Source organism: Kribbella sp. NPDC055110, from assembly GCF_053607525.1.
In genome coordinates this window covers 76,865-102,942 of the sequence record NZ_JBSGTS010000029.1, presented here as the reverse complement: position 1 = coordinate 102,942, position 26,078 = coordinate 76,865, and the positions used below count along the sequence as shown (strand labels likewise).

The window sequence follows — 26,078 nt, the reverse complement described above, 5'->3', positions numbered from 1 at the left end:
TGGAGGACCGGACCACATCTACAAGGGCTGCACCCCTATCACCAGCCGAAACACCGACTTGACCACACACTCCGCCGCCTAACCGAACGACGTTGGGGATAACCGGCGCTCCAGTCACATGTGTGGGCGTCGGTGGCAGCATCCGGAGACTCGCAACAGACCGTGAAGACCTGGAACCCGACATCTCCCGCCTCCGCCCACCAGCTCCTGTCTCCACTCCCCACCGCCCGCCCGTACCACGGCCCGCGCCACCGCCCGCACGGCACCACCGCCCGCACGACCGCCCGCCCGCGCCGCCGCCCGCCCACACCACCGCCCACACCACCGCCCGCCCACACCACCGCCCGCGCCGCCGCATGTACCGCGCCACCGCACGCACCGCCCGGTCCATCCCGCCGGCCGGCGCCGACGTCGGGCGCGACGAGAGCCCTCGCACGCGAGGGGATATCCGATGGTGTTGTGGCTTCTCCCTTGGTGTTAGAGGGGAGAACCCACAACACCAGGGGATATCCGTTCTTCTGCCGGACGGGTGGCTGGGTGATCGGGCTGGTGGCGGAACGGCCGCTCGCAGCGGGGTGATGTGCACGCTCGACAGGTAGTGCACCGGCGAGACGGTGTACGCACGGACACGTTCACGCTCAGGTGCACTACCCGGCCACCCGACACCTCCTGTCGAGCGTGCACATCACACCAAGCCCCGCCGCCGCCCCGGAACCCGTCGACCACCCACACACCAGTCACAAGAGCCGGATATCCCCTGGTCTTGTGGGTTCTCCCCTGGTGTACGAGGGGAGAACCCACAACACCACCGGATATCCCCGCGTATTGGGCCGCGATCCCGGCGGTGCTCGGCGGGAGGCTAGGTGCCGGGACGGTGGCCGGGTGGGAGGCTAGGTGCCGCCGCGGCGGCCGGGAGGTTAGATGCCTCAGCGCCGGCCGGGCGGCAGGTCAGTGCCGCGGCGACGACCGCGCGGAAGGTTAGATGCCGCGGCGGCAGCGGCCGGGAAGTTAGATGCCGCGGCGCCAGCCGCGCGGCGGGGTGAGTGCCGGGGCGGCGGCCGGGCGGGAGGCTAGGTGTCGCGGCCGCGACCCGGGCGGGAGGCTAGGTGCCGGGACGGCGGCCGGGCGGGAGGCTAGGTGCCGGGGCGGCGGCCGGGTTTGTTGGGGCGGCGGGTGGTGGTGCGGCGGGGGCGTGGGGTGTGGGGAGTGACGGGGCCCGAGGGGGTTACCGGGCGGGCCTCGTCGAGGTCGACGACCTTCGGGGGTGGTGGGACGAAGACCGGGATGGTCTCTTCCTCGTCGACGGCCGCGGGTGGGGCCGGTGGTGGCGCCGTCGCGGGCGGGGCGGGTTTGGCTCGAGCGGCCGACTCTTTGCTCACCCGCGGCTGGGGCGCCGCCACCTTAAGCGCCGCGAGCGGGTCGCGCGCGGGGCGGCGGTGTGGGAGGCGGGTGCTCAGCTCGATGCCGAGCGCATCGATCAGTTTGCGGCAGGCAACGATCGCGACAGCGACCGCGAGCACCGTGCAGCCGGCGAACACCACCGACTGCCCGCCGGCCGACCAGTTCGACGGATCTGTGCGGAACATCGCGGCAACCATCGCGACGACGATCGCGTTGGTGATGCCGAGGGCAACGGCTAGGCCGACCGTGCGGAGCAGTACGCCCCGCTCGAGCCCGACGTCGTCCGCCGCCGCGACCAGCCCGGCGATCAATCCGGCGAGCACGGGCACTGTATATACAAGTGCGAGCGTGAGTCCCGGGCTCGCGACGAGGTAGAAGACGTCGAACACCAGCGCGGTGCCGGTCAGTGCGGCGGCGAAGCAGACCACCATCGGCGGATACGCGCGCAGTACCGCGACCGCGTCCGCGGGCACGGTCTTGAACATCCGCAAGGCCAACAGCAACGACTCATCCCCTCGTCCTCCCCCATTGTGCCGCCCCGCCGCCACCCTGAGTGAGATGCCCCGACCAGCGAGTCGCGGACCGCCACCCCATCACAACCGAGCCACCCCCGCCGCCCTCACGCTCACCGCCCCATCACCACCCCGATTGTGATGGCCCTGGGATCCCACACCCGGTTCGATCGCACGCCCGGATCCATCGCCCCGGATCACTCACCTCGACCGCACGCCCGGACCCTCGCCTTGATCGCACCCCCGGGGACGCTCGCCCGGTTCCATCGGCTCGTCCGGTGGGATCGCGCGCCCAGATCGAACGCCTCAATCACACGCCCCGATCCGTCGCCTCGATCACACGCCCGGATCCATCGCCCCGGATCCCGCGCCTCGGCTGCACGCCCGGATCGCTCACCTCGATCGCACGCCCTGCCCCTCACCTCGATCGCACGCCCTGCCCCTCGCCTTGATCGCACGCCCCGGACCGCTCGCCCGGATCGATCGGCTCGTCCGGTGGGATCGCGCGCCCAGATCGAACGCCTCGATCGCACGCGTTGATCGCACGGCCGGATCCCACGCCCGAATCGATCGCACGGTTCGATTGGCTCGTCCGGTGGGATCGCGGGCCCGGGTCGGTCGCTAAGGTCGGGGTCGTGGATGAAGGGGTGCGGGCTGCGGTTGAGGCGGAGTTGCGGTTGTTGCTTCCGGAGGTGCGCGGGTCGGCCGAGGTCGACGTGCTGCTGGATCCGGAGTTCGTCGAGGTCGGCGCATCCGGGCGCCGCTGGGACCGGGATGCGATCGTCGCCGCCCTGGCCTCCGGGGAGATCACTGACGCGGACCCGATCGAAGCCACCGATGTCGCGGGCGTCCGCCTCGCCGACGACCTAGTACATCTGACCTATGTGTCCCGGCATACAGGCGGTACGCCGGTCCGCCGCAGTTCGATCTGGCGACGGACCGACGGCGCCTGGCGTCTGTACTACCACCAAGGCACCCCGGCAGACTAAGCAGCCGTCTGGAGCGGGGCCAGCTTCTCGCGGAGGTCGATGAGGATCCGGCGCAGGACCCGGGACACCTGCATCTGGCTGACGCCGATGTCGTCCCCGATCTCGGACTGGGTCCAGCCCTCGACGAAGCGCAGTTGCAGGATGCGGCGGTCCCGGTCACCGAGGTCGGCGAGTACCGGCTCCAGCATCTCGACCGTCTCCAGCTGATCGATGCTCGCGTCTTCGTCATCGGCGACCACGTCTGCGAGCGTGAGCTCCGCGTCAGCTTCGGCTGGCCGGTCCAGCGAGAGCACGTTGAAGCAGCCGCGTGCCGCGAGCGCCTGCTCGACCTCGGTGACCTCGACCTCGAGGTGGTCGGCCAGTTCGGCCGGCGTCGGTTCGCGGTTCAGCTGCTGCTCGAGCTCCGGCAGCTTGGTCGCGATCGTGCCCTGCATCTCCTGGAGCCGGCGCGGGATCCGGACAGTCCAGGCGCAGTCGCGGAAGTACCGCTTCACCTCGCCGCGGATGGTCGGGATCGCGAACCCGATGAACGGCGTGTCCGCCTCCAACCGGTAGTGGTGGGCTGCCTTGACCAGCCCCAGGTACGCGACCTGCTCGAGGTCGTCGGCCTCGGCGCCCCGGCCGCGGAAGCGGCGCGCGATGCCCTTGGCCATTTCGAGGTTGAGTTCGACGACCTGTTCGAGGATTTCCTGCCGCTCGTCTGCAGCGGTACTGCGGGCCCGGCGTTCCATCAGTTCCCGGGTGGCTGCTTCACGGGCGGCCCGATCGGTCGGGGCGCCGCTGCGGGTGGAGTTCCGCTCGATGATGCTCGTAACCATTGGTATGACCTCGCGACTGTCTTGTCACGGCGTGGCACTTCGCTGAACCACGGTCATGCCTGCACTAGAAGCCTTACCCACCTCCTCGGAACTCATGCACGGAGCCCGAAACGGTCACCGATCGCGACCGAAACCGGTGAGCCAACGCTCGTTTGACCGAGTAAGGATCACAGCACGTAAGGGAGCGGACACACGAGCCAAAAGTGTGTACGATGCAGATGCAAGCCCAAATGCACGTGCATATGCCAAGGACGTACGGAAGGTGCAGCTGATGACTGCGATCTACAACGGCATGCCCGGCGACTCGAACAGTGAGCTGATCTGGCGTAAGAGCCAGCGCAGCGGCCCGAACGGCAACTGCGTCGAGGTAGCGAAGCTGCCTGACGGCGGTGTGGCGGTGCGAAACTCGCGCTTCACCGAAGGACCGGCGCTGGTCTTCACGAAGGCAGAGATCGAGGCGTTTCTCGGTGGCGTTCAGGACGGCGAGTTCGGCTACCTGATCTGAGCAACACCCAGCAATACCCAGCAACACAGGGCGGAACAGAAGCAAGGGCCCCTTCGCCAGGCGAGTGACGAAGGGGCCCTTTCCTGTGCCCTGAACATCGCGGGTACGGCGACACATCGCGGGTACGTCGACCCGGCGGACGGCATCGAACCGTCGCCGGCCGAGGCGCCGCGGCGCGGTCGTTCGACGTACGAAAAACGCCAGGACCGACTCTCCGGAGAGAGCCGGTCCTGGCGTTGCCCGAGGGGCGGGTTCGGACTACTGGACGGTGAGCGGCCAGAGCTGCTCGCTCGGCAGCTCGGACGCCTTCCCGGTCGCCGCATTGTCAACGGTGATTCGCAATCCGGTGAACTTCGGCGTCATCACCCGCTGGTACCGCGACGCGCGGTCGGGCTCGGCGACGTACTCGGCGATCAGGTGGTCGCCCAGCCAGATCCGCACCATTTTCCGTCCTCCTGTTGCTCTGTCGGTGGTCATGGGGCGACGCTCACGATCGGGTCGCCGTCGAGTTGGCGGACGCCGCGCAACCAGCCCTCGAAGGCCCAGCGCTGTTGCTCCGGGCAACGCGCGACCAGGTCCTGGATCTCCCGCTCCGTCAGCTCCTCGGGCGCACTGCCGCCTGCCATCGTGGCGGTCTGCTCCACAACTTCACTGTCGTCGTCGTTCATCGACTCGGGTTCCCCAACCAGTCATGCCAACGGGGGGCCGTCGGCGATCTGTAAGGACCGGCCTGCCGGATCACGCGATGTCACTTTTCGCGAGAACCAGCTCACCTTCTGTGCATGAATCAATCATGGCGTCGGCACGCGACGAATGCAAGCGCCCGATGCACGTGCATCCGCACGTTTTCCATTTCGAGACCAGATCGGGCCATTTTCCGCTTGGTTGAGCCTGGATCGGCCGCCGGCGAACAGTGTTCGACCCTCGATCGGTGGCCTAGTATGTTCTGACAAAGCCGCTCGACCCTGGATCGGCTAGGCTTACACTCCGTGATCGCCGATGCGGATTCGACGCTCTTTTGTAAGAACTCCGGCAGATCAGCGTTCAGGCGTGCGATGATGTGCACCTGCGGATGAGGTTGCCGATGAAGACCGCTGGGGCCGCTGGGAGGTGGGTGTGACCGAGTCGGGCGCGCAGAGCGGGCCGACCGCGCTGCGCATCATTCTCGGCGGGCATCTTCGCCGGATGCGGGTGGCAGCAGGGATCAGCAGATCCGACGCGGGGTGGGAGATCCGGTCGTCGGAGTCGAAGGTCAGCCGGATGGAACTCGGCCGCGTCGGCCTCAAGGAGCGCGACGTCCGTGACCTTCTTACTCTGTACGGCGTCGACGACGAGGAAGAGCGCGCACGCCTCCTCGCCCTGACCCGTGAGGCCAACAACCCGGGATGGTGGCACCGGTACGGCGACGTACTGCCGAGCTGGTTCCACTCGTATCTGGACCTCGAAGCCGCCGCGCAGCTGATCCGTGTCTACGAACTGCAGTTCGTCCCCGGTCTGCTGCAGACCCCCGACTACATCCGCGCGGTGATCCAGCTGGGCCGTGGGCTGATCCCGGCCGAGGAAGTCGAACGCCGGGTCGCGCTGCGGACGAGTCGCCAGAGCGTCCTGACCCGCCCGGAGCCGGTCCGGATCTGGGCCGTCGTCGACGAGGCGGTCCTCCGTCGGCCGATCGGCGGCGTGAAGGCGATGGTCAACCAGCTCGACCACCTGATCGAGGCGTCGCAGTTCCCGAACGTCACGCTGCAGGTGATGCCGTTCAACGTCGGCGGCCACGCAGCCACCGGCGGCGCCTACAGCATCCTCCGTTTCCCGGAGCAGGACCTCCCGGACATGGTCTACATCGAGCACCTCAGCAGCGCCCTCTACCTGGACAAGCTCGAGGACCTCGACCAGTACACCGCCACCATGGAAGCGCTCTGCGTCGCGGCCCCGCCCCCGAACAAGACCCGCGACATCCTCACCAACATCAAAAAAGACTTCGAGAGCTGACCGCAAGCGTTCGCTGGTCGGTTCGGGGAGTTCTACCCACCCAGATCGGGTAGCCGGACTCCCCAGTCGGGGCCAGGGGATGCGACCAGCGTCGTCGCGGCCTGCCCGTCTACAACCACTCGATCCTGGTGCATGATCCGGTGCCTTTGCACAGGAAATAGCCCGTGCTCAGCCGCAGGTTTCTGTTCAACGCCGCGGGCCGTCGATCTGCGGGGCTTGGGATCGTTTGGTCAGGTGTTGTCTGTTAGCCATTGGATGAGGGGTTGGGTGGCTCGCCAGTCGGTGCGGATTTGGGTGGTTAGGGCTGGGGTGTGGATGACGGGTTCGAAGCCGTAGCTTTTGCTGACTGTCAGGGATTTGTGGCGGAGTAGGTCGATGCGGGGGTGGTCGGGGTCGTAGCCTCGGGGGCTGGTTTTGAGTTTGTCGCCGCCTACGGTCCAGCCGGCCTTCGCCAGTTTGGCGAGTAGCTTCTCGAGTTGTTTGCCGCGGCGGTCGTCGTCGATGGCGGTGCGTGCCCGGGCCAGTCGCTCCGACGACGCCTCGTAGAAGCCGGCCGCGACGCGTACGCCGGGTGCGGAGACCTGCACGTACCATCCGGTGGCGGGGGCGACGTCGATGAAGGCGCCTTGGTGGGTCTTGTACGGCGTCTTGTCCTTGGCGAATCGCACGTCGCGGTACGGGCGGAACAGTTTCGCCGTACCGAACTCCTCCTCGAGCTCCGCCAGCAGCGCGGCCATCGGCGCCCGCACCGACTCTTCGTAGACGTGTTTGTGCTCCGTCCAGAAGGTCTTGGTGTTGTCCATTTCGAGATCGTCGTAGAAGTCCAGCGCCGCAGCCGGAAAACCGGTAAAACTCATGCGGTAACGATAGTTCGCCCGGCAGATCGGACAGACACCCCATGCGCGCGATCCAGGTCACCCAGTTCGGCGGCCCCGAGGTACTCGTACCGACCGAGCTGGACCCACCGATCGCAGGTCCCGGCCAACTCCGAGTCGAAGTCAGCGCGGCCGGAGTGAACTTCGCCGACACACATCGCACCGACGGCTCGTACCGCGGCGGCGTCAGGCTCCCGTTCGTCCCGGGCGTCGAGATCGTCGGCCGTACCGAGACCGGCCGCCGCATCCTCTCCCCCATCTTCGAGACCGGCGGAGGGTACGCCGAGTACGCCGTGGCGCCGGCGAACCGCGCGGTCGACGTACCGGACGACGTCAGCGACGGGCAGGCGCTCGCACTGCTCATCCAGGGGCTGACGGCCTGGCATGTACTAAGGAACAGTGCGCGGCTCCGCGCGGGCGAGTCCGTGCTGGTGAACGCGGCGGCCGGCGGTGTCGGATCGATCGCGGTGCAGCTCGCGAAGCACTTCGGGGCCGGGCTCGTCATCGCGACGGCGTCGACCGCGGCGAAGCGGGAGCTGGCGCTGGAGCTCGGCGCGGATGTTGCTGTGGACAACAGCCCGGACGGCTACGCGGACCGGATCCGGGAGGTGTCCGACGACGTGGACGTCGTACTGGACTCGACGGGCGGTCCGACCATGCTGGCCGGGTTGGAAACGCTCGCCCAGTTCGGCCGCCTGGTCAACTACGGCAACGCCGGTCGCGAGGGACGGCCCAGCATCGACCCGAGTGCGCTTGCCCAGCGCAACCTTTCGGTGGCCGGCTTCTGGCTGGTGCCCGCGATGGACCTGCCGGGCGGGTACGTCGAACCGCTGACCGAGCTGCTCGCACTGACCGCCGCAGGCAAGATCCGCCCGCTCGTCGGCGCCGAGTACCCGCTCGAGGACGCCCGCCGCTCGCACGAGGACCTACTCGCCCGCCGGACCACCGGCAAGCTCATCCTCAATCCGAAAAGGCCGTGAAGAAGGCACGGATGTCGGAAGCCAGGACGTCAGGCTGTTCGAGCGCAGCGAAGTGACCGCCGTGCGGGTGGCTGGTCCAGCGGACGATGTTGTCGGTGTGGGCGACCTTGTGCCGTAGCGGGATGAAGTTCTCGTGCGCCAGGTCGAGCAGCGCGGTCGGCGTCCGCGACGGCTCGGCCGGCTGACCCCAGTACGACGCGTGCGCGCGCTCGTAGTAGATCGCGCCGGACGATCCGGCGGTCCTCGTCAGCCAGTAGAGCATGACGTTGGTGAGCAGAAGGTCCCGGTCAACGGGCGAATCCGACCAGGTCGCGAACTTCTCCGCGATCCACGCCAACTGCCCGGCCGGCGAGTCGGTCAGCGCATAGGCCAGCGTCTGCGGCCGGGTCGACTGCAGATCGGCGTACCCCTGCTGCTCCGACGTGAACGCCTGCTGCCGGTGCCACGACGCCCAGGTCCGCTCTCGCTCGGCCGCGTCGAGGGGCGCGAGTTCCTCGAAGGTGGGTTCGGAGGTCGCGCCCGCGCCGGGGATGAGGTTGAGGTGTACGCCGATGACGCGCTCGGGATCGATCCGCCCGACCTCGCGGGAGATCGCCGAACCCCAGTCGCCGCCTTGCACGCCGTACCGCTCGTACCCGAGCCGCGTGACGAGCTCGGTCCATGCGCGCGCGACGCGCTTGAACTCCCACCCGGGCTGGTTGGTCGGGCCGGACAGCGTGAAGCCCGGGATGGTCGGGAGGATCAGGTGGAAGTCGCTCAGCAACTCGGCGACGAAGGTGAACTCGACGATCGAGCCCGGCCAGCCGTGGGTGAGCACGAGCGGGATCGCGTCCGGCGACGATGAGCGCAGGTGGGCGAAGTGGACGACCGCGCCGTCGATGACAGTTGTGTACTGCGGCCACGCGTTCAGCCGTGCCTCGGCGGCTCGCCAGTCGTAAGCGTCCCGCCAATAACCGACCAGTTCGCGCAGGTAGTCCAGCGGTACGCCGCGAGACCAGCCGGCCCCTGGCATCTCCGAGGGCCAACGCACCAGGTCCAGCCGCCGGCGCAGGTCGTCCAGCTCACTCTCCGGCACGTCCAGCCGGAACGGTTCGATCGTCATCGCGGCCACTCTGACACAGAAGGTGCCGGTCAGGCGGTGATTTTCTCCTGGGTGCGGTCGCGGATGATCTTGAGGGCGACGGCGGCGATCAGGCAGAGTACGCCGGCGCTCATCACGAGGATGGTCAGCGTGCTGGCGCCGTTCAGCGCGTTGTCGCAGGCCATCGGCGTGATCCCGCCGGCCGGCTGGAACGCGGAACCGCAGTCGGTCCCACTCGCCGAGACCGACCGGAACCCGAGCAGCGCGCCACCGATCAGCAGCAACAGCCCGGTCGCGCCGAGAATCTTGTTCACCGAGATCACAGTCAGACCAGATCTCCTGGATACGGGCATGCCGATCGCACGCCCCGTGAGCCCCGTAGCACCTCGATCACTCCTGCCTTCGTCGGACCACCCAGGCATCGACGGTACGGTCCGGCCCGCGATGATCCCCACCCGAGCAGCCGGTCAGCAGCGATTCTTCACAGAGACCTTACTCAGAACATGACCGGCTGTGACGGTGATCTCAGATCAAACGGAAGTCACTGTCACCCGGCACGATCTCCCAGGCAGCTCACGATCTCCGCACCGAACCCTTGACAGTCCAGGGCAATCCTGCTTAATTTCTGACTAAATTTAGTGCTGAAGTAAGCCGGAGGAGTGGTTGTGAGCGGTCAGAATCCCCGCGGTGACGTCGTGCCGTCCGGCATCGTGACGCTGCTCGGCACCCGCGGCCCCACGTCGCGGACCGCGATCGCGCGCAGCCTCGGTCTCAGCCCGGCCACAGTCACCCAGGTGACCAAGGACCTGATCGGCCGCGGCATCGTCGAGGAGCTGGAGTCGGTGCCGTCCAACGGCGGCCGCCCGGCCCGGCTGCTCGGTCTGGTCAGCCGGACCAGCCTCGCGCTGGGCGCGAAGGTCACCGCCGACCACGTCGCCGTGGTGACGGTCGAACTCGACGGCACTGTCCGGTCCTCCGGCTCGCACGCCTTCGATCCGAACGCGACCGACGCACTCGACCGGCTCGGCCAGATCCTGACCGCGGAGGTCGCCGGGCTCGACGGTGAACTGCTCGGGGTCGGCGTCGGCGTACCCGGTTCGGTCGACTCGCAGGCCGAAGGGATCGTCGACGCACCCACACTCGGGTGGCGGGCGGCTCCGGTCGGACCGATCCTGCGGCAGGCGATCGGTACGCCGGTTCTCGTCGACAACGACGTGAACACACTGGCCGCGGCCGAGCGGCTGTACGGGATCGGTCGCGAGCATTCGTCGTACCTGGTGGTGACGATCGGGCGCGGGATCGGCTGCGGGATCGTGATCGACGGCGGAATCTACCGCGGCGCAGGCGGCGGCGCGGGCGAGATCGGGCACATCCCGGTCTGGGCCGCCGGGACCGAGGAGCCGCCGTGCACGTGCGGCTCGACCGGCTGCCTGGAGGCGTACATCGGCGCGGACGGACTCGTCCGGACAGCGCGTGCCCGCGGCGTGCTCGGATCGCGTGGCACCCTCGCCGGGCTGTTGCGCTCGGCAACCACCGGGGACGCGGCCGCACGGGCGGTGTACGCCGAGGCGGGCGACCTCCTCGGCCGGGCGTTGGCCGGCGTGATCCACACGGTCGACCCGGAAGTCGTCGTACTGCTGGGTGAAGGGGTGGACGGGTGGGAGTTCTGGCAGCCCGGCTTCGAGCCCTCCTTCCGGCGGTCGTTGCTACCGGCCCGCAAAAACGTGCAGGTCCTCGTCGAGCCGTGGACGGAGGATCAGTGGGCCCGCGGCGCGGCGTCGCTGGTCCTGGCGTCACCGTTCGACGCCACCGGCAACGGCGGGGAACAGGGCCGCCTGGTCCGGGCGCGACTGGGTGCGTCATGAGTACGGCGACGCTCAGCCGCCCGCCGGTCCGGAAAGCGATCCGGACTCGGCCGGGGCGACGCTCGACCGGGTGGAAGAAGCTCGGGTGGGTGTTGTTCTTCCTGTTGCCCAGCGCGATTCCGCTGTTCGTCTTCACGCTCGTGCCGATGGTGTCCAGCCTGTGGGTCAGCCTGCACAAGTGGAACCTGATCTCGCCGATGGAGTGGGTCGGGCTCGACAACTACGCCAACCTGCTGACCGACCCGATGACGCGACGGGTCCTCCTGCACACGCTGATCTACGTCGTCGGCTACCTCCCCTTGGTGTACGCCGGCGGGCTCGCGCTGGCGCTCGTCCTCAACCAGCGGCTGAAGGGCCGGGCGTTCCTGCGGGCGACGTACTTCCTGCCGGTGGTGACCAGTTGGGTCGTGGTCGCGCTCGTCTGGAAGTGGCTGCTCAATCCTGCCAACGGCCTGGTCAACCAGGTTCTCGGCTTTGTCGGACTGCCGGAGCCAGGCTGGTGGACGGATCCGCAGTGGGCGCTGCCCGCGGTCATCCTGTCGTCGGCCTGGAAGGACCTCGGGTTCGTGATGGTGATTCTGCTCGCCGGTCTGCAGGCCATCCCGTCCGATGTCCACGAGGCCGCGGTGGTGGACGGGGCGAGCGCCTGGCAGCGGTTCTGGCGGATCACGCTGCCGCTGCTGTCGCCGTCGACGTTCTTCGTCGTGGTGATCTCGCTGATCAACGGCTTCCAGGTCTTCGACCAGGTGTACGTGATGACCGGCGGCGGCCCGGCCGGGTCGAGTCAGGTCGTCGTCGGCCAGATCTACGACCTCACCTTCCGGTACGGACGCGCCGGTGAGGCGTCCGCGCTCTCGTGGATCCTGTTCGCTCTGATCCTGGTGATCACGGTGATCCAGATCCGCGGCCAGCGGAAGTGGGTCCACTATGCGTAGGTTCTGGCTGTACGCCGCCGTCCTGGCCGGCGCGGCGATCATGCTGTTCCCGTTCCTGTGGACGGTGATCACCTCGATCACGCCGGAGGGTTCGCTCGCCGACGGGCCGCGGCTGATCGTCCACAACCCGACCCTGGACGCGTACCGCACGCTCCTGGACGCGATGCCGATCTGGCGGATCCTGGTGAACTCGCTGCTGATCGCGATCGCTTCCACCGTGCTCCAGCTGATCACCGGATCGATGGCGGCGTACGGGTTCGCCCGGCTGCACTTCCCGTTGAAGAACGTGATCTTCGGCTGCTACCTGGCCACGCTGATGGTGCCGCTGCAGGTGCTCGTCGTACCGCTGTTCATCGAGATGAAGACGCTGAACCTGCAGGACACGTACTTCGCCCTGCTCGCGCCGACGATCGCGTCCGCGTTCGGCGTGTTCCTGCTCCGGCAGGCGGTCACCGCCGTACCGGCCGAGCTGGACGAAGCAGCCACGATCGACGGCGCCGGGCACCTGCGGATCTTCACCACCATCGTGCTGCCGTTGATCAGGCCCGCCCTCGCGACCGTGGCGGTGTTCGCGTTCATGGGCAGCTGGAACAGCTTTCTCTGGCCGCTGGTGGTGATCCGGTCGCCGGAGTTCATGACCCTGCCGCTCGGCCTGTCCACGCTGCAAGGCCAGTTCACCACCCAGTGGGACGTCGTGATGGCCGGCTCGGTCGTCTCGATCGTGCCGATCGCCATCGTCTACCTGCTCGCGCAGCGCCACATCATCGCCGGCGTGGCTCACACCGGCATCAAGTAGGAGGGGAACCACCATGCGCTCACTCAAATTCGCGGTCGTCGGTCTGACCGCCGCACTCGCACTGACCGCCTGCGGGCAGGGGTCCGCGACCAAACAGGCCGCCGCACCTGCGGGCAAGTCGGTCGTCCGGTACATGAACTTCTCGGCCAACGACGGCCACGAGAAGGACCTGACCGCGATCGTGGACGCGTTTCAGACCGCGAACCCCGACATCACGGTGCAGGTCGAGACCGTGCCGTACGCCGACTACTTCACCAAGCTCCAGACCGCGGTTGCTGGTGGCACCGCGGCCGACGCGTTCGAGCTCAACTACGAGAACTTCGTGACGTACGCGAACAACGGCTCGCTCGCCGAGCTGCAGAACGTCGATTCGGCTGTCTACAAGAAAACGCTGTACGACGCGTTCAACTCCGGCGGGAAGCAGTACGGCGTACCCGAATCGTTCTCGAACGTCGTGCTGTTCTACAACAAGGCGCTGTTCAAGCAGGCCGGCGTCGCCGAGCCGACAGCCGACTGGACCTGGAAGGACGAGGAGGCCGCGGCCGCCAAGCTGACGAACAAGGCCGGGAAGGTCTGGGGCGACTACCAGCCGGTGTCGTACAACGAGTTCTACAAGGTACTCGCGCAGAACGGTGGCGAGTTCCTGAACGCGGACCGCACCGAGGCGACGTTCAATTCGCCGCAGGGTGTCGAGGCAGCGAAGTTCCTGGTCGGAAAGGTCGGAAAGACGATGCCGACCGAGGCCGACGGCGCCGGTACGCCGGACTTCGACTCGAAACTGTTCAAGTCCGGGAAGCTGGCGATGTGGCACACCGGGATCTGGATGTTCTCGGCCCTGACCGACGCGAAGTTCGACTGGGACGTGGCGGTCGAGCCGGGGAACACGCAGAAGGCGTCGGCGATGTTCGCGAACGGGCTCGTGGTGAACGCGGCATCGAAGAACGCCGGGGCCGCGCAGAAGTGGATCAGCTACCTCTCGTCGTCGGACGAGACGGTCAAGACCCGGCTCGCGTCGTCCTGGGAGCTGCCCCCGATCGCTGAGGAGGCCAAGCTCAAGGCGTACCTCGACCAGCCGAAACCGGCCAACCGCGAGGCCGTCTTCACCGCGCTTGAGGCGCCTGTCCTTCCGCCGGTGATCGAACGCCAGCAGGAGTTGCAGGACGCGGTCACCCAGGAGCTCACCTCGGCGGCAGCCGGCCGGAAGACGGTGGAGAAGGCACTGGCCGATGCCCAGTCCAAGGTGAACGGTCTGCTCAAGAAGTGACAGGAAAAGCAAGAGCAGAACTAGATCTCGGGCGACTGCGTGCGCTGGCCGAGCGGAGCCATGCGGTCATCACCCGCTGTCAGGACAGTGGTGGGGCGTATCCGGCTGCGCCCGCCTTCTCGGCGTACACCGGATACGCCTGGTTGCGGGACGGGTCGTTCACCGCGGAAGGGATATCACGGTACGGCGACGTGGCCTCGGCCGACCGCTTTCACGCTTGGGTCGACCGGGTGCTGCAGGGGCGGCGCGGGCAGGTGGATGCATTGTGTGCGGACCTGGCTCGTGGCGAGGTGCCCGCGGACGCCGCCATGTTGCCGACGCGCTTCACGTTCGACGGGGCGGACGGGTCGGACCCGTGGTGGGATTTCCAGACCGACGGCTACGGGATGTGGTTGTGGTCGGTCGTGACGCACGCGGCGCGTCACGACCTCGATCTCGAGCGGTGGCGGGGTGGGATCGACGTCGCGGTCGACTATCTGGTCGCGTTCTGGGATCGGCCTTGTTACGACTGGTGGGAGGAGCATGTCGAGCAGCGGCATGGCTCCACGCTGGGCGCGATCTACGGCGGGTTGCTGGCCATCGCACCGCATACGCGGGTTCCGGTGCTCGAGGTTGCCGAGAGCATCCGGTCGCTGGTCGAGGCCGAGGGACTGTCCGACGGCCATCTGAGCAAGTGGCTTGGATCGTCGGCGGTCGACGGCTCCTTGCCGGCGTGCGTCGTACCGTTCGGACTTGCCTCAGGTGAGGTGGGCGCGGCGACGCTGGCGGCGGTGGCACGGGAGCTGGATGTCGACGGTGGGGTGCATCGCTTTACGGCGGATGTGTTCTACGGCGGCGGGCAGTGGATCCTGCTGGCGGCACTGCTCGGGTGGAACCTGGCGGTCGCCGGTGACACCGCCGGTGCCTGGCGGCATCTGCGGTGGATCGCCCAGCAAGCGAACGCGGACGGCGATCTCCCTGAGCAGGTCCCCCACCACCTCCTCCACCCCGGGGCTCGCGCCGAGTGGGTCGCCCGTTGGGGAACCGTCGCCAGCCCGCTGCTGTGGTCTCACGGCATGTACCTGATCCTCGCCGACGAACTCGGCATCCTCTCGAACAACTGATTTCCAAGGCGGCTTGCATGCTCACCCATCGCCCTCGCGGCATCGAACACCCGTATGCCACCTCCCCCGACCAACGCGTCCCTGTCCTCCCCCTCACCGGAGAACCCGTCCGATTGGGTGTTGTCGCATCCCCGAACATCACTCAGGTGGCGTGCGAGTGGGATTCGACGACGCTGGACATGTCGCCGGCGAAGGCAACGGCGGCAGACGCGGCGGCGCTGGCGGGCGGCGAGGGCCATTTGAGCGAGGCACAGGCGAAGTCGCTCGGCTCCGACGACGGCTGGTCGGTGGTCACTCCGCCGGTGACAGCGCCGGTGCGTTACCGCTTCCACGCCTACACCGCGCCGGGACAGTTGGCGGAGACGACCGGATGGTTCGAGGTGTCGCCCGCCACCTGGGTGCCGGAGGGCGGCGAGGTTCGGGGTGGCGGAGCTCGGGTCCGGGACGTCGAGTGGCTCGTGTCCGCTGCAGGTGTGCATCGGGCGCGGTTCCGGCTCGGGCTCGAGCCGGGCGCCCATCTGGTCGGGTTCGGGGAGCGATACGACCGGCTGGATCAGCAGGGACACGCACTGGACGCGGTCGTGTTCGAGCAGTACAAGTCACAGGGCACGCACGGGCGGACGTATCTGCCGATGCCGTTCGCGCATGTCGTGACCGAGAGCGGTGGATGGGGCTTCCACGTGCGGACCGCACGCCGGACCTGGTTCTCGTCGGACGAGACAGAGCTGACCGTAGAAGTTGCCCTGGGCGACGAACCGGTGGTTGACCTGGGCATCTACGAAGGCACGCCCAACCAGGTGCTGACGGCGTTTCTGGACGAGGTCGGCCGGGCCGAAGAGTTGCCGGAGTGGGTCTTCCGACTGTGGGCCTCGGGCAACGAATGGAACACACAGGACCTGGTGATGGCGCGGATGGACGCACACCGAGATCTGGAGATCCCGGTCGGCGTCGTGGTGATCGAGGCCTGGAGCGACGAGGAAGGCATCACCATCTGGCGTGATGCGCAGTACGACGTCACGCCGGACGGCAGCGCCCACAAGGCGAGCGACTTCAGCTACCCGAAGGACGGCGCCTGGCCGTCGCCCAAGGCGATGATCGACGAGTTGCACGACCGCGACATCAAGGTGATCCTGTGGCAGATCCCCTTGCAGAAGTCCGAGTTCAGCACCGGTCAGGTCGCTGCGGACGCCGAAGCGATGGTGCGCGAAGGCCACGCGGTCCAGGAGGCGGACGGTACGGCGTACCACAACCGCGGCTGGTGGTTCCCGCAGGCGCTGATGCCGGATCTGTCCGCGCAGCGCACCCGCGACTGGTGGACCGACAAGCGCCGGTACCTGGTCGAGGACCTCGACGTCGACGGGTTCAAGACCGACGGCGGTGAGCACGCCTGGGGCCACGACCTACGCTACGCCGACGGCCGGCGCGGGGACGAAGGCAACAATCTCTACCCGGTGCACTACGCCCGTGCCTTCGGTGACCTGCTCCGCTCGGCAGGTAAGGCGCCGGTGACGTTCTCCCGGGCCGGCTTCACCGGGTCCCAGGCGCACGGCGTCTTCTGGGCCGGCGACGAGGACTCGACCTGGGACGCGTTCCGGGCGTCGATCACGGCGGGTCTGACCGCGGCGTCCTGCGGCATCGTCTACTGGGGCTGGGATCTGGCCGGCTTCTCCGGTCCGGTGCCCGACGCCGAGCTGTACCTGCGGGCGACCGCCGCGTCGACGTTCCTGCCGATCATGCAGTACCACTCGGAGTTCAACCATCACCTGCGTCCGCTCCGCGACCGCACCCCCTGGCATGTCGCCGAGACCACCGGCGACGCCCGGGTGATCCCGGTCTTCCGCGCGTACGCCGACCTTCGGGAGCGCCTCGTCCCGTACCTGGTCGCGCAGGCCGCGCGGACGATCACCACCGACCGCCCGCTGCTCCGGCCGCTCTTCTTCGACCACGCCGGCGACCCGGAGATCTGGAACCACCCGTATCAGTACCTGCTCGGCGACGACCTCCTCGTCAACCCCGTCGTCGAGCCGGATGCCACCACGTGGACGACGTACCTCCCCGACGGCGATTGGTACGACGCCTGGACCGGTGCCCCGGTCGAGGCCGGGTCGGTCACCCGTGAGGTCCCGCTCGACACGATCCCCGTCTACACGCGGGCTCCGGCGCTGGTCGAACTGCTCTCGATCAGCCGAGGCGCTCTTCCAGATACACCGTGATCTCGTCGCCCGGCTGCTTGCCGATCAGGGTCTGCAACTCGCCCTTGACGGGCAGTTTGTGGGTCCCGTCACCGAGCGCCATGAACGAACTCTCGAACGGGTGCCCGTCCATCGTGCCGCGGACCTTGACCAGTCCGCGCGTCCCGAAGTACGCCGCCGAATCCGGCATCTGCACGTAGGTCCAGCCGCCCTTGGCGTCGCTCTTCAGCAGCGGCGCGGTGAAGGTCTTGTCCAGCTTTCCGGTCTTCTTGCTCACGGTGAGCTCCTCTCTACACACCTAGGTAGAGACTGCGTACGGCGTTTCGACATCTCCGGCCAATCTATTCTGGGAGATGTGCAGATGACGATCCGCCGGGCGGGGCGGGACGACGTACCGGCGGTGCTGGCGCTCCTCGACGGGGCGACCGAGTGGCTGGTCGCGCGCGGGCGGACCGACCAGTGGGGTACGTCGCCGCACTCGACGAGCCCGCAGCGGGTCGAGCAGATCACCAGGTTCGCCACTGACGGCGGACTGTGGGTGGGCGAGGCGGACAGCCGCGTGGTCGGGGCCCTCGCTGTTGGCGCCGCCCTCGACTACGTGCCGCCGGCGACCGAGCCGGAGCTGTACGTGCGACTGCTCGTGACCGATCGCCTGTCCGCGGGGCAGAACCTAGGCGGGGCGCTGCTCGACCACGCCCGCAAGCTGGCCCGCGAGGACGGCGTACGGGTGCTGCGGGTGGACTGCTTCGCCGGCGGTGACGGGGCACTCGTTCGGTACTACGAGAAGCAGGGGTTCACGCGCGACACCGAGTTCGCCGTACCGCGGGTCAATGATGTGGATTGGCTGGGTCAGGTACTGATCCAGCACCTGTGATCGCGCGGTGGACCACGCCGTGTGCGTCGCTGCAGTGCTCCGACCCCTGGCTCGCGACGGCGTGATCGACCTGGAGCGTGGAGTGCGTCAGGTGGTGGCGCTCGGCAAGCACCTCCTCGATCCGGATCCGGATCTGGTGACAGTCGAGCCCCTCGGCGACCAGGATGTGCGCGGACGCGGCCGGCTCGCCCGAAGTGATCTCCCAGACGTGCAGGTCGTGCACCTCGACCACACCGTCCACCGCGCAGAGCTCGGCGCCCAGCGCCTGCGGGTCGATCGCGGTCGGCGCGGCCTCGAGGAAGATCCGCCCCGAGTCCCGGACCAGTGAGACGCCGGCCTTCAGCATCAGTACGGCGACCACGAACGCCGCGATCGCGTCCGCACGGGCGAACCCGGTCAGCAGTACGACGAGACCGGCGATCGCGGTCGCGACGAACGCGAACAGGTCGTTCAGGATGTGCTGGAACGCGCCCTCGACGTTGAGGCTGGAGCGGTTCGCCTTGCTGATCAGCCAGGTCGCGAACAGGTTCACCACGATGCCGACGACGCCCGTGATCAGGACCAGCGCGCCCTTGACCTCAGGCGGATGGATCAGCCGGTTGACGGCCTCGTACACGAAGTACACCGCGAGCAGCAGCAGCGTGATGCCGTTGGCCTGCGCGGACAGGATCTCGACGCGCTTGAAGCCGTACGTGAACCCACCGGCCGGCGGCTTCGCGGCGAGCCGGATCGCTAGCAGTGCTAGCGCGATGGCGATCGCGTCGGTGAGCATGTGCGCCGCGTCGGTGACGAGAGCCAGCGAACCGGCCGCGAAACCGACGATCACCTCGGCGATCATGAAGCCGACGATCAGCGCGAGGGCACCGCTGAGCAGTTTGCGGTCCGCGTTCGCGCTCACACCGTGACCGTGCCCGTGTCCGGCGGTCGCCGCGCCGTGATCGTGGTCGGCGCTCATCCTTCCGACCTTTCCGGGTGGCTGTGCCTTTCTGGGTGAATGGCGTCAGTGTGCTCGGTATGCGCGACCGCGAGATCGAGCAGCATCCGCACGTGCGCGTCGTCGAGCCGGTAGAACGCGTTCCGCCCGTCCCGCCGTACGCCGACCACGCGGTGGGCGCGCAGCAACCTGAGCGCATGGGACGTCGCGGACTCGCTCAAACCCGTGATCGCGGCGAGATCGCAGACGCACAGCTCTCCGTCGAGCAGCGCGACGAGCAACTTCAGCCGCCGCGGGTCGCCGAGCAGACCGAACACGTCGGCCGTGTCGGCGATGTCCTCCTCGCCCGGCATCCTGGCATTGACACTCGCCACCCGCTCCGGGTCGACCAGCCGCACATTGCACGAGTCGAGCTGCACATCTGCAGAACTCTTCATATATCAACGGTAGGGCACGGCCCCCGAAACCGGCAACACTGACGTCCGTGAACAACTACCCGGACGTCGCAGTCGGCGCCGTTAGCCGAGGTCGCCGAGATCGAGGGTGACGGAGAACGGTTCGGCGCTGGTGAAGGCTCCGCTCGAGGCCGCGGTGTCGAGGTAGCCGAACGTTTCGGTCAGGCGGCAGGCCAGCAGTGAGGCCGGTTCCTGGATGTCGACGATCCAGTAGTGCGGGATACCGGCATCGGCGTATTCGGCCCGCTTGACCACGGTGTCGGTACGGCGTGATCCCGGGGACACGATCTCGATCACGACGAGAACTTCCGACGCCCGGAGCAGCCCGCCCTCGGTTCGAACACGTTGCCGCGCGGAACGCCGTACGACGACGAGGTCCGGGCGCCGGGCGAAACCGGGCTGATCGGCCGGTGCGAGCTCGAGATCGATGTCCACATCCGTGATGACCTCGAGGTCGTGAGGCAGCTGCGGCAACAGTTGCACAGCGATCCCCAGTGCCGCCATGTTGTGGTCCGGACTCGGACCGGGCGACAGCACAAGATTGCCCTCCATGAGCTCGCACCGGCCGGAGCCGTCCTCCCCGAGCGCGGCGTACTCACCGACGGTGAGTAGATGGGCGAGCGGCAGCGGAACAGCTGTCATCATCATCTCCTCCTCATCTCCACGAGCCATCGTTCCATGCCTCGGCAGCCGGGTCTCGATCCCTGGGTTGGTTCAGGCCAGGGATTCAGGCCAGGGAGACCAGGTCGAGGTAGTCGGGTGACCAGAGGTCTTCGGTGGCGTCCGGGAGGATGAGTACGCGATCGGGGCGGAGGGCTTCGATGGCGCCCTCGTCGTGGGTGACCATGACGATTGCGCCTGGGTAGTTGCCGACCGCGCCGAGGACTTCGTCCCGGGAGGCCGGGTCGAGGTTGTTGGTCGGCTCGTCGAGGAGCAGCACGTTCGCGCTGGAGTGGACCAGGCCGGCGAGCGCCAGCCGGGTCTTCTCGCCACCGGACAGGACTCCGACCGGCTTGTCCACGTCGTCGCCGCTGAACAGGAACGAGCCGAGCACGTTCCGGACCTCGCCGTCGGTCAGCCCAGGCGCGACCGACGCCAGGTTCTGCCGCACGGTGCCGGCCAGGTCCAGCGTGTCGTGCTCCTGCGCGAAGTACCCGAGCCGCAATCCATGACCGGGTACGACGCGACCGGCGTCCGGCTGTTCGCGGCCCGCGAGGAGCCGGAGCAGCGTGGTCTTGCCCGCGCCGTTCAGTCCGAGGATGACGACACGGCTCCCCCGATCCACGGCCAGGTCGACACCGTTCAGCACCTGGAGTCCGCCGTACGCCTTCTTCAGTCCGACGGCGGACAGCGGCGTCTTGCCCGACGGTGCCGGTGCAGGCAGCCGGATCTTGGCGACGCGCGCGGACCGGCGTACCGGCTCGAGGTCGGAGAGCAGCTTGTCCGCGCGACGGGCCATGTTCTTGGCCGCCATCGCGGTGCTGGCACCGGCCTGCATTTTCGCCGCCTGGGCGTGCAGGACCGCGGCCTTGCGCTCGGCGACGGCACGTTCTCGCTGCCGGCGCCGCTCGTCCACCTCCAGCTGTTCGAGGTACTTCTTCCAGCCGGTGTTGTGGATGTCGATCGTCAGCCGCTGCGGGTCCAGGTGGAAGACCCGGTTGACCGTTGCCCTCAGCAACTCGCGGTCGTGGCTGATCACGATGATGCCGCCCGGGTACGACAGCAGGAACTGTCGCAGCCACAGCACCGAGTCGGCGTCGAGGTGGTTGGTCGGCTCGTCGAGCAGCAGTACGTCGTGCTGCGCGAACAGGATCCGGGCCAGCTCGACGCGCCGGCGCTGCCCGCCGGACAGTTCGCCGATCGGCTGCTCGAGGGCACGGTTCGGCAGGCCGACACCGGCCGCGAGCCGGGCCGCTTCCGCCTCGGCCGCATACCCGCCACCGGCCTGGAACGCGGCTTCGGCACGCGCGTACGATGCCATCGCCTTCTCTTGGACCTCGCCGGTGGCACTGCTCATCGCGGCCTCCGCCGCGCGGAGCTGCCGTACGGCGACGTCCAGGCCGCGCGCGGACAGAATGCGCGCGGTGACGGTGATCGCGGGATCGGCCGCCCGCGGATCCTGCGGCAGGTAGCCGATCGACCCGGTCACGGTGACCTGCCCCGTCGCGGGACGGGCCTCACCGGCCAGGGTCCTCAGCAGCGTGGTCTTGCCGGCACCGTTACGGCCGATGAGCCCGACGCGGTCTCCCGCGCCGACACTGAACGAAACGTCGGCCAGCAGCAACTGCGCACCGACCCGAATATCTACACCGCGAACGGCGATCATGATGGTTACTCTCCGTGATAGCTAGTGGACACACCTCACCTGCAGAAGCGGGTGCGCCAGCTAGACACAGAGGCAAGTAGCCATGCGCCCACGGTAACCGGGGCGGGCAGGATCCGTCAGCTGATTTTCGCGGGGAGCTCGACGACGAAGCGCGCGCCGCCGCCCGGACGATCGGTCACCAGGATCGTGCCGTGGTGCCACTGGACGTGCCGGGCGACGATCGCGAGGCCCAGACCCACACCGCGGCCACGGCCCGACGTCTCGCCGCGACCGAAGCGTTCGAAGATCCGCGACCGGTCCTCGACGGCGATACCAGGCCCGGCGTCGTCGACGGTGATGACGACACCGAGACCACCCGCCGCGACGCCCACGCCCTTGCAGCCGCCCGCGTGGTCCTCGGCGTTCTCGACCAGGTTCGCGATCACCCGCTCGAGCCGGCGCTTGTCGGCGTGCAACGTGAGGCCTTCGGCATCCGGCTCGACGACGGTCACCTCCCGCCCGGCAGCTGCGTCGGCGGCGGCCCGGACCAGGTCGGCGATCCGGACGATCTCCCGGCTTCCCCGGTCACCACCGTCGTCGCGGGAGATCTCCAGCAGGTCGATCACCAGCCGGCGGAACCGGTCCAGATCGTCGCCGAGCAGTTCAACCGGCTCCCGTACGGCGGCCGGCAGTTCGGCGCGGTGGTTCTGGATCAGCTGCATCGAGTTGAGCATCGTCATCAACGGCGTGCGCAGCTCATGGCTCACGTCGCCGGCGAACCGAGCGTCCGCTGCCACGCGTCGCTCCAGGTCCGCCGCGGTCTGGTTGAACGACCGCGCCAGTCCGCCGAGGTCCTTGTCGTTCTCCGCCTGCAACCGCGCGTCGAGCTTCCCGCGCGCGACTGCGTCCGCGACCTGGGTCAGCTCCGCGAGCGGGCGCAGCGCGAGCGTGCTCGCCAGCCGCCCGACCGCGAGCCCGACCAGGGCGGTCGCGATCGCCGCCGCGATCAGGGTGATCTTCATCCGCTGCAGCGTGTCGTCCAGGCTGTTCAGCGGATGCCACTCGAAGAACGCGTCCCCTTGCCGCCCGATCGGTACGCCGACCGCGAGCACCGGCTGCCCGCCCACCTCGATCCGGCGCTGCACCACGTTGCCGCCGATCGCGGCCTGGATCAGGTCCGGCGGCAGATCGGACGGCTTCCCGGTCATCGCGTACCAATGGTCCTGGAGGTACAGCATCGTCGCCGCCGCGTCGGTCGACGGCAGGCTGTTCATCACCTCCGTCACGGACACCCCGGGCTGCAGCGTCGGGCTCTCGCACTCGACGTGCTCGTGGCTCGGCCGGCACGGCTCGGGCGGACCGAACAGCCCGTACCGCAACGCCGCCCCGTTGTCCGCCGTGATCGTCTCCGCCGCCGCCTCGCGCTGCTGGACCAGGTAGTCCGACACCACGGTCCACGTCACGATCGACAGGACGGTCGACAACCCGAGCGCCATCAGGCCGTACGCCAGCATCACGCGGCCCCGCAGGGTGACCCGTCCCAGCAAGGTCAGCTCACCAGTCGGTAGCCCAGACCGCGGGCAGTGACGAGATGCTTCGGGCTGGCCGGGTCGCGCTCGATCTTCAGCCGCAACCTCCGGACGTGGACGTCGACGATCCGGCTGTCACCGAAGTACCCGTAGCCCCAGACCTTCGACAGCAACTGCTCGCGGCTCAGCACTTTGCCGTCGGCATTGGCCAGCTCGGCGAGCAGCTTGAACTCGGTCCGGGTCAGCGGCAGCACGTCGCCGTCCCGCGTCACCTCGGCCCCCGGTACGTCGATCCGCAGGTCACCGACCTCGAGCAGGTCGGCCTGCCGCGCGCCGGCCGGCTCGACCCGGCGCAGCAACGCCCGGATCCGGGCCGACAACTCCTTGGCGACGAGCGGTTTCGTCACGTAGTCGTCCGCGCCCGCCTCCAGCCCCGCGACCACGTCGTGGCTGTCGGTCCGCGCGGTCACCATGATCACCGGTACGTCGCTCGCGCGGCGGATCTCCCGGCAGACCGCGAAACCGTCCCGGTCCGGCAGCATCAGGTCCAGCAGCACCACGTCCGGTGGTTCCCGGCGCAGTGCTGCGAGAGCGTCGTACCCGTTGGCCGCCTCCGCGACCTGGTACCCCTCGTCCTCCAGGGCAAGCCGCAGTACCCGCCGGATGCGCGGCTCGTCGTCGACCAGCAGCAAGCTGTGTGCCACGGGACCAGTGTCGCTCACCGGTGGTATTACCGGCGTCATGAAACCGTCATCTTCCCCCGGGAGCCGGTTGACAACCTCTTGACGGTTGCGTGACCGCGGTTCCGGCGGGGTCCGGAAGTCCTAACTTCGGCGCTATCGAGTCCCGGAGGAGGACCAATGGCCAGGAAACGGCTGGCGGCAGTATCCCTTGCCGCCGTTGCGAGTCTCGCGCTCGCGGCTTGCAGCAACGGCGGCACCACACCGTCCGGATCCGGAGGTAGTGCCGGCACAGCGGTCACCGGCGGCACCCTGAACATGCTCGGGGCGGGCGACGTCGACTACATGGATCCCAACCTCAGCTACTACTCCGTCGGCTACCTGAACCTGCGGATGTGGGCGCGGCAGCTGTTCACCTATCCGGCCGACCCCGGCGGCAAGAACACCACGCCGGTCGCCGACCTCGCCACCGAGATCCCGACCGCGGCGAACGGCGGGATCAGCGCGGACGGCAAGACGTACACGATCAAGATCCGGCCCGGAGCGAAGTGGAGCACCACCCCGGCCCGCCAGGTGACCGCGGCCGACCTGGTCCGCGGCGTCAAGCGGACCGCCAACCCGGTGCAGCCGTTCGGCGGCATCCCGGACTTCGCGAACCTGATCGTCGGCTACAAGGCGTTCGCCGACGGCTTCGCCAAGGCGCCGAAGACGGCGGCCGGGATCCAGGAGTACATCGACAAGACCCCGCTGCCCGGTGTGGAGGCCAAGGACGAGACGACCGTCGTCTTCCATCTCACCCAGCCGGCGTCGTACTTCGTCGACATGCTAACGCTGCCGGCCTTCTCCGCCGCCCCGGTCGAGTCGCTCAAGTACCTGCCGGCCAGCACTGACCTCGGCAACCACTTCCCGTCCGACGGCCCGTACAAGGTCGACTCGTGGGTTCCGACCAAGTCGATCACGTACTCCCGCAACCCCGCCTGGGACCCGGCGTCCGACCCGGTCCGTAAGGCGTACGTCGACAAGATCGTGGTCAACGAGACCGTCACCCAGGACTCGATCCAGCAGCAACTGCAGACCGGCACACCGTCGGCCGACATGGAGTTCGACGTCGCGCCGCCGCCGTCCCAGCTGCCTGCACTGCAGGCCAAGAAGGACCCGAAGCTGACCATCGGCGACACCGCGAGCTCGAACCCGTACGTCGTCTACAACACGGCCTCGCCGAACAACAACAAGGCGATGCAGAACCCAAAGGTGCGGCAGGCGATCAGCTTCGCGATCAACCGCGACCACATCCTGCAGGTGCTCGGCGGCAAGACGCTGAACCCGCCGCTGACGCACGTGCTGCCGGACGTGATCACCGGCTCCAAACAGATCGACCCGTACCCGTACAACCCGGACAAGGCCAAGCAACTGCTGGCCGAGGCAGGGTTCCCGCACCTGACGCTGAAGTTCCTCTACCGGAACGCGAGCGAAGGCAGCAGCAAGTCCTTCCAGACGATCCAGCAGGACCTGTCCAAGGTCGGCATCACGGTCGTCGGCGTACCGTCGCCGAACGCGGACTTCTACGTGAAGTACCTGCAGGTGCCGACCGTCGCGAAGCGCGGTGTCTGGGACGTTTCGCTGGCCGGCTGGGGCGCGGACTGGTACGGCAACGCGGCGCTGTCGTTCTTCAACCCGTTGTTCTCCGGTGAGCCGTCGTTCCCGCCGGTCGGCAGCAACTTCGGGCTCTACAACGACCCCGAGACCAACACGCTGATCAAGCAGGCGGCCGCCGCACCGACCGTCGACGCGGCCTCCGCACTCTGGGCCAAGGCCGACGCCCGGGTGATGGACCAGGCGGCGTTCTACCCGCTGACCAGCAACAAGCAGGCCAACTACCACGCCGAACAGGTGAACAACGCGGTCTACGTACCGTCCATGCAGAACTACGACCCCACCAACGTGTGGCTGTCCAAAGACAAGCAGGGCGGCTGAACCTCATGGCTGTATTGAATGC

26 protein-coding genes are annotated in these 26,078 nt (G+C 68.2%); 12 read left to right on the top strand and 14 right to left on the bottom strand.

Annotated elements, in window-relative coordinates:
- Nucleotides 1-1,133: 1,133 nt before the first annotated feature.
- Nucleotides 1,134-1,904 carry a hypothetical protein gene (locus ACWF0M_RS32665; protein ID WP_452239590.1) on the bottom strand — a complete coding sequence of 257 codons (771 nt, stop codon included), beginning with the start codon at nucleotides 1,902-1,904 and terminating at the stop codon, nucleotides 1,134-1,136.
- A gap of 644 nt (nucleotides 1,905-2,548) precedes the next feature.
- Here ACWF0M_RS32665 and ACWF0M_RS32660 point away from each other — a divergent pair.
- On the top strand, nucleotides 2,549-2,902 hold the full coding sequence (locus ACWF0M_RS32660) for a nuclear transport factor 2 family protein (RefSeq protein WP_452239589.1): 354 nt from the start codon (nucleotides 2,549-2,551) through the stop codon (nucleotides 2,900-2,902).
- On the opposite strand, the gene ACWF0M_RS32655 is transcribed toward ACWF0M_RS32660, so the two are convergent.
- Nucleotides 2,899-3,720, bottom strand: a complete 822-nt coding sequence (locus ACWF0M_RS32655) for a SigB/SigF/SigG family RNA polymerase sigma factor (RefSeq protein WP_452239588.1) — start codon at nucleotides 3,718-3,720, stop codon at nucleotides 2,899-2,901. The two genes, ACWF0M_RS32660 and ACWF0M_RS32655, sit on opposite strands and share 4 nt — an antisense overlap.
- Before the next feature lie 271 nt (nucleotides 3,721-3,991).
- Between ACWF0M_RS32655 and ACWF0M_RS32650 the strand changes: the two genes are divergently transcribed.
- Complete coding sequence (locus ACWF0M_RS32650) at nucleotides 3,992-4,225, top strand: DUF397 domain-containing protein (RefSeq protein ID WP_131459723.1); 234 nt, start codon at nucleotides 3,992-3,994, stop codon at nucleotides 4,223-4,225.
- A gap of 258 nt (nucleotides 4,226-4,483) precedes the next feature.
- Here ACWF0M_RS32650 and ACWF0M_RS32645 read toward each other — a convergent pair whose 3' ends face one another.
- Both ACWF0M_RS32645 and ACWF0M_RS32640 read right to left on the bottom strand, forming a co-directional pair.
- The gene (locus ACWF0M_RS32645; RefSeq protein ID WP_130383591.1) at nucleotides 4,484-4,669 is read right to left on the bottom strand and encodes a hypothetical protein; all 186 of its coding nucleotides are present in this window, start codon (nucleotides 4,667-4,669) and stop codon (nucleotides 4,484-4,486) included.
- Between the two features lie 29 nt (nucleotides 4,670-4,698).
- Nucleotides 4,699-4,893, bottom strand: coding sequence for a hypothetical protein (locus ACWF0M_RS32640; RefSeq protein WP_452239587.1), 195 nt, complete (start codon nucleotides 4,891-4,893; stop codon nucleotides 4,699-4,701).
- A gap of 448 nt (nucleotides 4,894-5,341) precedes the next feature.
- On the opposite strand from ACWF0M_RS32640, the gene ACWF0M_RS32635 reads away from it, so the two are divergent.
- On the top strand, nucleotides 5,342-6,214 hold the full coding sequence (locus tag ACWF0M_RS32635) for a helix-turn-helix domain-containing protein (protein WP_452239586.1): 873 nt from the start codon (nucleotides 5,342-5,344) through the stop codon (nucleotides 6,212-6,214).
- Between the two features lie 230 nt (nucleotides 6,215-6,444).
- Here the strand turns inward: ACWF0M_RS32635 and ACWF0M_RS32630 are convergent, their stop codons facing one another.
- Entirely contained in the window at nucleotides 6,445-7,071 is a 627-nt protein-coding gene (locus ACWF0M_RS32630) for a DUF2461 domain-containing protein (protein WP_452239585.1), read from the bottom strand.
- 41 nt (nucleotides 7,072-7,112) lie between these two features.
- Between ACWF0M_RS32630 and ACWF0M_RS32625 the strand changes: the two genes are divergently transcribed.
- Nucleotides 7,113-8,069 (top strand): quinone oxidoreductase family protein, encoded by a 957-nt coding sequence (locus ACWF0M_RS32625; protein WP_452239584.1) that lies wholly within the window; start codon nucleotides 7,113-7,115, stop codon nucleotides 8,067-8,069.
- Here ACWF0M_RS32625 and ACWF0M_RS32620 read toward each other — a convergent pair.
- Both ACWF0M_RS32620 and ACWF0M_RS32615 read right to left on the bottom strand, forming a co-directional pair.
- Nucleotides 8,050-9,171, bottom strand: a complete 1,122-nt coding sequence (locus ACWF0M_RS32620; protein WP_452239583.1) for an epoxide hydrolase family protein — start codon at nucleotides 9,169-9,171, stop codon at nucleotides 8,050-8,052. The two genes, ACWF0M_RS32625 and ACWF0M_RS32620, sit on opposite strands and share 20 nt — an antisense overlap.
- Before the next feature lie 29 nt (nucleotides 9,172-9,200).
- Nucleotides 9,201-9,464: a hypothetical protein gene (locus ACWF0M_RS32615; RefSeq protein ID WP_452239582.1), complete on the bottom strand. Its 264-nt coding sequence runs from the start codon at nucleotides 9,462-9,464 to the stop codon at nucleotides 9,201-9,203.
- Nucleotides 9,465-9,815: 351 nt separating this feature from the next.
- Between ACWF0M_RS32615 and ACWF0M_RS32610 the strand changes: the two genes are divergently transcribed.
- From ACWF0M_RS32610 to ACWF0M_RS32585, 6 genes are read left to right on the top strand one after another with little or no spacing between them, the layout of a single operon-like run.
- Nucleotides 9,816-11,015 carry an ROK family protein gene (locus tag ACWF0M_RS32610; protein WP_452239581.1) on the top strand — a complete coding sequence of 400 codons (1,200 nt, stop codon included), beginning with the start codon at nucleotides 9,816-9,818 and terminating at the stop codon, nucleotides 11,013-11,015.
- A complete protein-coding gene (locus tag ACWF0M_RS32605) occupies nucleotides 11,012-11,950 on the top strand; it encodes a carbohydrate ABC transporter permease (RefSeq protein ID WP_452239580.1) in 939 nt (312 codons plus the stop codon). The genes ACWF0M_RS32610 and ACWF0M_RS32605 overlap by 4 nt, the downstream gene beginning before the upstream one ends.
- Entirely contained in the window at nucleotides 11,943-12,746 is an 804-nt protein-coding gene (locus tag ACWF0M_RS32600) for a carbohydrate ABC transporter permease (protein WP_452239579.1), read from the top strand. Before ACWF0M_RS32605 ends, ACWF0M_RS32600 begins: the two co-directional genes overlap by 8 nt.
- Before the next feature lie 13 nt (nucleotides 12,747-12,759).
- On the top strand, nucleotides 12,760-14,010 hold the full coding sequence (locus ACWF0M_RS32595; protein WP_452239578.1) for an ABC transporter substrate-binding protein: 1,251 nt from the start codon (nucleotides 12,760-12,762) through the stop codon (nucleotides 14,008-14,010).
- The gene (locus ACWF0M_RS32590) at nucleotides 14,007-15,113 is read left to right on the top strand and encodes a glycoside hydrolase family 15 protein (RefSeq protein WP_452239577.1); all 1,107 of its coding nucleotides are present in this window, start codon (nucleotides 14,007-14,009) and stop codon (nucleotides 15,111-15,113) included. Before ACWF0M_RS32595 ends, ACWF0M_RS32590 begins: the two co-directional genes overlap by 4 nt.
- 17 nt (nucleotides 15,114-15,130) lie before the next feature.
- Nucleotides 15,131-17,326 (top strand): glycoside hydrolase family 31 protein, encoded by a 2,196-nt coding sequence (locus ACWF0M_RS32585; protein ID WP_452239576.1) that lies wholly within the window; start codon nucleotides 15,131-15,133, stop codon nucleotides 17,324-17,326.
- On the opposite strand, the gene ACWF0M_RS32580 is transcribed toward ACWF0M_RS32585, so the two are convergent.
- Nucleotides 17,295-17,582 (bottom strand): DUF1905 domain-containing protein, encoded by a 288-nt coding sequence (locus ACWF0M_RS32580; protein WP_452239575.1) that lies wholly within the window; start codon nucleotides 17,580-17,582, stop codon nucleotides 17,295-17,297. The two genes, ACWF0M_RS32585 and ACWF0M_RS32580, sit on opposite strands and share 32 nt — an antisense overlap.
- Before the next feature lie 84 nt (nucleotides 17,583-17,666).
- Here ACWF0M_RS32580 and ACWF0M_RS32575 point away from each other — a divergent pair, with 84 nt between their 5' ends.
- The gene (locus tag ACWF0M_RS32575; protein ID WP_452239574.1) at nucleotides 17,667-18,179 is read left to right on the top strand and encodes an N-acetyltransferase family protein; all 513 of its coding nucleotides are present in this window, start codon (nucleotides 17,667-17,669) and stop codon (nucleotides 18,177-18,179) included.
- Here ACWF0M_RS32575 and ACWF0M_RS32570 read toward each other — a convergent pair.
- From ACWF0M_RS32570 to ACWF0M_RS32545, 6 genes are all read right to left on the bottom strand, one after another.
- On the bottom strand, nucleotides 18,133-19,134 hold the full coding sequence (locus ACWF0M_RS32570) for a cation diffusion facilitator family transporter (protein ID WP_452239573.1): 1,002 nt from the start codon (nucleotides 19,132-19,134) through the stop codon (nucleotides 18,133-18,135). The genes ACWF0M_RS32575 and ACWF0M_RS32570 overlap by 47 nt on opposite strands.
- On the bottom strand, nucleotides 19,131-19,550 hold the full coding sequence (locus tag ACWF0M_RS32565; RefSeq protein WP_452239572.1) for an ArsR/SmtB family transcription factor: 420 nt from the start codon (nucleotides 19,548-19,550) through the stop codon (nucleotides 19,131-19,133). Before ACWF0M_RS32565 ends, ACWF0M_RS32570 begins: the two co-directional genes overlap by 4 nt.
- 81 nt (nucleotides 19,551-19,631) lie before the next feature.
- Nucleotides 19,632-20,210 (bottom strand): Uma2 family endonuclease, encoded by a 579-nt coding sequence (locus tag ACWF0M_RS32560; protein WP_452239571.1) that lies wholly within the window; start codon nucleotides 20,208-20,210, stop codon nucleotides 19,632-19,634.
- Between the two features lie 85 nt (nucleotides 20,211-20,295).
- On the bottom strand, nucleotides 20,296-21,894 hold the full coding sequence (locus tag ACWF0M_RS32555) for an ABC-F family ATP-binding cassette domain-containing protein (RefSeq protein WP_452239570.1): 1,599 nt from the start codon (nucleotides 21,892-21,894) through the stop codon (nucleotides 20,296-20,298).
- 116 nt (nucleotides 21,895-22,010) lie between these two features.
- On the bottom strand, nucleotides 22,011-23,420 hold the full coding sequence (locus tag ACWF0M_RS32550; protein ID WP_452239569.1) for a HAMP domain-containing sensor histidine kinase: 1,410 nt from the start codon (nucleotides 23,418-23,420) through the stop codon (nucleotides 22,011-22,013).
- Nucleotides 23,421-23,422: 2 nt separating this feature from the next.
- Nucleotides 23,423-24,106, bottom strand: a complete 684-nt coding sequence (locus ACWF0M_RS32545; protein WP_452239568.1) for a response regulator — start codon at nucleotides 24,104-24,106, stop codon at nucleotides 23,423-23,425.
- 156 nt (nucleotides 24,107-24,262) lie between these two features.
- On the opposite strand from ACWF0M_RS32545, the gene ACWF0M_RS32540 reads away from it, so the two are divergent.
- Nucleotides 24,263-26,056 carry an ABC transporter substrate-binding protein gene (locus ACWF0M_RS32540; RefSeq protein WP_452239567.1) on the top strand — a complete coding sequence of 598 codons (1,794 nt, stop codon included), beginning with the start codon at nucleotides 24,263-24,265 and terminating at the stop codon, nucleotides 26,054-26,056.
- The last annotated feature ends 22 nt before the right edge of the window (nucleotides 26,057-26,078 follow it).